Below are 4,000 nucleotides of genomic sequence, written 5' to 3'. Positions count from 1 at the left end.
CTCAGGGCGAAGCAGGGATATTTGCGACGACCATGCAGATCAAAGTCACCGGTAAGAACCTCGATGTCGGCGACGCCTTGCGTGAGCACATCGAGTCACGCCTTCAGTTGATCAAGCAGAAGTATTTTGAGGGAACGGTGCATGCGCATGTGACCGTGGAGAAGCAGCGCGTTGGCTTCCACACGGATTGCGCCCTGCACCTGGCCACCGGGCTGGTGCTGCAGGCCGAGGGAACGGGAGCCGAGGCCCACCCGAGCTTCGACAAGGCGGCAAGCCACCTTGAAAAGCAGCTCAGGCGCTACAAGCAGAGGCTGAGGGACCATCACCGCGCAAGGCGCGAACCGGTGCGCCGGGTCACGGCGCCGAGCTACATGATCCCTGCTGCAACGGATGCCAGCGAAGATGTGGAGGAGGCCCATCCCGTCGTCGTGGCGGAAACCGGCCTCGAACTGCCGGAACTCTCTGTCGGCGAGGCGGTTATGCAACTTGATATTTCGACGCGGCCATTCCTGCTCTTCCGTAACGGAGGGCATGGCGGCCTCAACCTCGTCTACAGGCGCCCCGATGGGAACATCGGTTGGGTTGACCCGACGCCGAGCGCCTGATCACCGATCTTCACGGGACACGACCCGCATGACTCTGGATTCCCTTATCGACAAGCAGTCCGTTCTGGCCAGCCTCAAGGCGCCGAACAAGAAACAGCTGCTGCAGGAACTGTCCCACGCCATGGCCGGGTTGGTGGCCATCGATCACCGCGTGATCTTCGAGACGTTGCTGAAGCGTGAAAAGCTCGGCTCCACCGGCATTGGCCAGGGCATTGCCATTCCGCACGGCAAGGTGCCGTCCATCTCACGCGTCTACGGCCTGTTCGCGAGGCTGGCCCAGCCTGTTGATTTCGAGTCGGTCGATGGCCAGCCGGTCGATCTCGTCTTCGTCCTGCTCGCTCCTGAGCATGCCGGTGCTGATCATCTCAAGGCCCTGGCCCGGATTTCCCGGCTGCTGCGGGATCCCGCCGTCGTGGCCAAGCTCCGCGGCACCGATGATGCCGAGGGGCTCTATGCCATCCTGACGGAGCCCGCCGCAAACCCGAAGCCCAGCGCCTCGGCGGCTTGACGGGGGACGGGTTCCGCCTGCCGGCGAATCACTTGGCGAAGATCTCCTCGAGCTTTCTCCGCATCGCGGCAGGGTCGGCATCAAGCCCCGTCCAGTATTTTACCCCGATCACCCCCTGGTTGATCAGCATGCCCAGCCCGTCGATGGTGATGCAGCCTTGCGCCTTGGCGTCGCGCAGGAAGCGGGTGTCCGGCGGGTCGACGATCACGTCCGCCACCACCATGGCCGGTGTGAGGGAAGATACATCGATGTCGAGCGGCGCATTGCCATTGCCGAGCCCGATGGACGTGGCATTGACCACAATGTCGGTCGCCTTCGGAATGGCATAGGTCTTGTCCCATAGCGCCAGTGTTGCAGGCGCATGCGTCTTCTCGTTCAACAGCTTCACCAGCGGCTGGCCGCGCGCTGCCGAGCGGTTGACGACGGTGATGGACCGGGCCCCGGCCAGCGCCAGTTCGACGCCGATGGCGCGCGCCGCGCCGCCCGCCCCGAACATCACGACGCTCCTGCCCCGGGGGTCCACCACCTCGAGGAGGGATTTGAGAAAGCCCTTGCCGTCGGTGTTCTCGCCGATGAACTTGCCATCGCGGTTCACCGCGCAGTTGACGGCGCCCATGATGGCGGCGCTCTCTCCCAGCCCGTCCAACAGGGGGATCACCGCCACCTTGTGGGGAATGGACAGGTTGAAGCCCCGCCAGCCCATGGCGCGCGCGCCCTTGACGGCATCTGCCAGTCTCTCCGGGGGAACTTCGCAATTGACATAGCGCCAGTTCAGGCCGTGGTGGCGGAAGGCCGCCTCGATCATCGCCACCGTGGGGTTGCCGTTGGAGCCCTCGGAGAAGGAGCCCACCAGTTCGCTTCTGAAATCGCGTGATGCCATGCCTGCCGCCTCCCAACGGCGCCAGACAGGCTATCATCTATCGGCGGTCTAGCAATGCCTTGGGCTTTTCCCATATAAGGCCCTCATGACTGAGGCCTCACCCCTCCATTTCCGCAAGATGAACGGGCTCGGAAACGACTTCGTCGTGTTCGATGCGCGTATGAGCCCCATCGCCATGGACGAAGCCAAGGCCCGCGCCATCGCCGACCGGAAGACCGGTATCGGCTGCGACCAGCTGATCGTGATCGAGCCGTCCAGGAAGGCGGACGTCACCATGCGCATCTGGAACAACGCGGGTGAGGAGGTCGAAAGCTGTGGCAACGCCACGCGCTGCATCGCCGACGTGCTGTTTGCGGAAAAGAACGCCACCCGCGCCACGATCGACACCAAGGGCGGATTCCTGGTGGCGGAAAAGGGCGGAGACAGGCTGGTCACCGTCGACATGGGCGCACCCCGCTTCGACTGGCAGGACATTCCGCTGTCCGAGAAGTTCCAGGACACGCGTTACATCGATCTCTTCGTGGGCCCCGCCGATGCGCCGCTCATCGACAGGCCGTCGGTGGTCAATGTCGGCAATCCGCACTGCATCTTCTGGGTCAACGACCTCGACATCGTGGACCTCGCCAAGGTCGGCCCGATGCTGGAGCATCACCCGCTGTTTCCGCAGCGCGCCAACATCACACTCGCCCGCATTGACGCGAAGGACCATGTGGTCATCAAGGTGTGGGAGCGTGGCGCTGGCCTGACGCAGGCCTGCGGCACCGCAGCCTGCGCCGTGATGGCGGCGGGCTTCCGCCTCAAGCGGTTGGACCGCAAGGCAACCGTGACGCTGCCGGGTGGCGATCTCTTCATGGAGATCCGCGAGTCCGATGGTCATGTGATCATGACGGGCCCCGTGACCTATGAATTCGAAGGCGTGCTGCCGCCCCATCTTGCGGTGTGAGTGATGGCTGAGCCTGCATTCGTCACCTTCGGCTGCCGCCTCAACACCTATGAGACCGAGGTGATGCGGAACCATGCCGAGAAGGCTGGGGCTTCCAACACCATCGTCTTCAACACCTGCGCGGTGACAGCGGAAGCGACCCGCCAGGCCCGCCAGGCGATCCGCAAGGCGCGGGCCGAGAACCCGGATGCCGAGATCATCGTGACGGGCTGTGCGGCACAGACCGAGCCCGAGATGTTCGCGAAGATGCCGGAAGTCTCCCGCGTGCTCGGCAACGAGGAAAAACTGCGGCCTGAAAGCTGGCAGCGCGGCGCCAATGAGCGCGTCTCTGTCTCCGACATCATGACTGTGAAGGAAGCAAGGCCGCATCTGATCGATGGCCTGAAGGAGCGCACCCGCGCCTTCGTTCAGGTGCAGAACGGCTGCGATCACCGCTGCACCTTCTGCATCATTCCCTTCGGCCGCGGCAATTCCCGCTCGATTGCGCCACAGGACGTGGTGGAACAGGTGCGCCGCCTCGTCGCGTCAGGCTATTCCGAAGTGGTGCTCACCGGCGTCGACCTCACCTCCTGGGGGGCCGATCTCGACGGCAGCCCGAGGCTCGGCGCCCTCTCGCACCGCATCCTGAAGCAGGTGCCGGACCTGAAGCGCCTGCGCCTGTCTTCCATCGACTCGATCGAGGCGGATCCCGAACTGATGGAGGTGATCGCGGGGGAAGAGCGGGTGATGCCGCATATCCACCTCTCGCTCCAGTCCGGTGACGACATGATCCTCAAGCGCATGAAGCGCCGCCATGGGCGCGAAGATTCGATTGCCTTCTGTTCGGAACTCCGCGCCCGCCGCCCCGGCATCGTCTTCGGGGCCGATATCATTGCGGGTTTCCCCACCGAGACAGACGAGATGTTCGAGAACTCGATGCGGATCGTCGATGACTGCGGCCTCACCTATCTGCACGTCTTCCCCTTCTCGCCCCGTCCCGGCACGCCCGCCGCACGCATGCCGCAGATCGAGAAGCATGTGATCAAGGAGCGCGCCGCAAGGCTCCGCCAGAAGGGCCTGGGCCG

At 64.2% G+C, this 4,000-nt stretch carries 5 protein-coding genes; 4 read left to right on the top strand and 1 reads right to left on the bottom strand.

Going from position 1 to position 4,000, the window contains the following annotated elements; genetic code table 11:
- Both hpf and ptsN read left to right on the top strand, forming a co-directional pair.
- A partial coding sequence (gene hpf, locus ACILRA_RS20750) for a ribosome hibernation-promoting factor, HPF/YfiA family (RefSeq protein WP_395663951.1) occupies window positions 1–605 on the top strand: 605 nt, incomplete at its 5' end.
- 28 nt (window positions 606–633) lie between these two features.
- Window positions 634–1,113, top strand: a complete 480-nt coding sequence (ptsN, locus tag ACILRA_RS20745) for a PTS IIA-like nitrogen regulatory protein PtsN (RefSeq protein WP_395663950.1) — start codon at window positions 634–636, stop codon at window positions 1,111–1,113.
- A 28-nt stretch (window positions 1,114–1,141) separates the two neighbouring features.
- Here ptsN and ACILRA_RS20740 read toward each other — a convergent pair whose 3' ends face one another.
- Complete coding sequence (locus ACILRA_RS20740) at window positions 1,142–1,993, bottom strand: shikimate dehydrogenase family protein (protein ID WP_395663949.1); 852 nt, start codon at window positions 1,991–1,993, stop codon at window positions 1,142–1,144.
- Window positions 1,994–2,078: 85 nt separating this feature from the next.
- On the opposite strand from ACILRA_RS20740, the gene dapF reads away from it, so the two are divergent.
- A complete protein-coding gene (gene dapF, locus ACILRA_RS20735) occupies window positions 2,079–2,936 on the top strand; it encodes a diaminopimelate epimerase (protein WP_395663948.1) in 858 nt (285 codons plus the stop codon).
- Window positions 2,937–2,939: 3 nt separating this feature from the next.
- Window positions 2,940–4,000: tRNA (N(6)-L-threonylcarbamoyladenosine(37)-C(2))-methylthiotransferase MtaB (gene mtaB, locus ACILRA_RS20730; RefSeq protein WP_395663947.1), on the top strand; the 1,061-nt coding region annotated here is incomplete at its 3' end.

It is taken from the genome of Aestuariivirga sp., assembly GCF_044239095.1.
GTDB lineage: Bacteria > Pseudomonadota > Alphaproteobacteria > Rhizobiales > Aestuariivirgaceae > Aestuariivirga.
The sequence above is the reverse complement of the archived record's forward strand: the minus strand, read 5'-3'. Positions and strand labels throughout refer to the sequence as shown.

Coding starts and splice junctions, on each gene's coding strand:
- ptsN (WP_395663950.1), top strand. CDS start 634: ATGACTCTGGATTCCCTTATCGACAAGCAGTCCGTTCTGGCCAGCCTC.
- ACILRA_RS20740 (WP_395663949.1), bottom strand. CDS start 1,993: ATGGCATCACGCGATTTCAGAAGCGAACTGGTGGGCTCCTTCTCCGAG.
- dapF (WP_395663948.1), top strand. CDS start 2,079: ATGACTGAGGCCTCACCCCTCCATTTCCGCAAGATGAACGGGCTCGGA.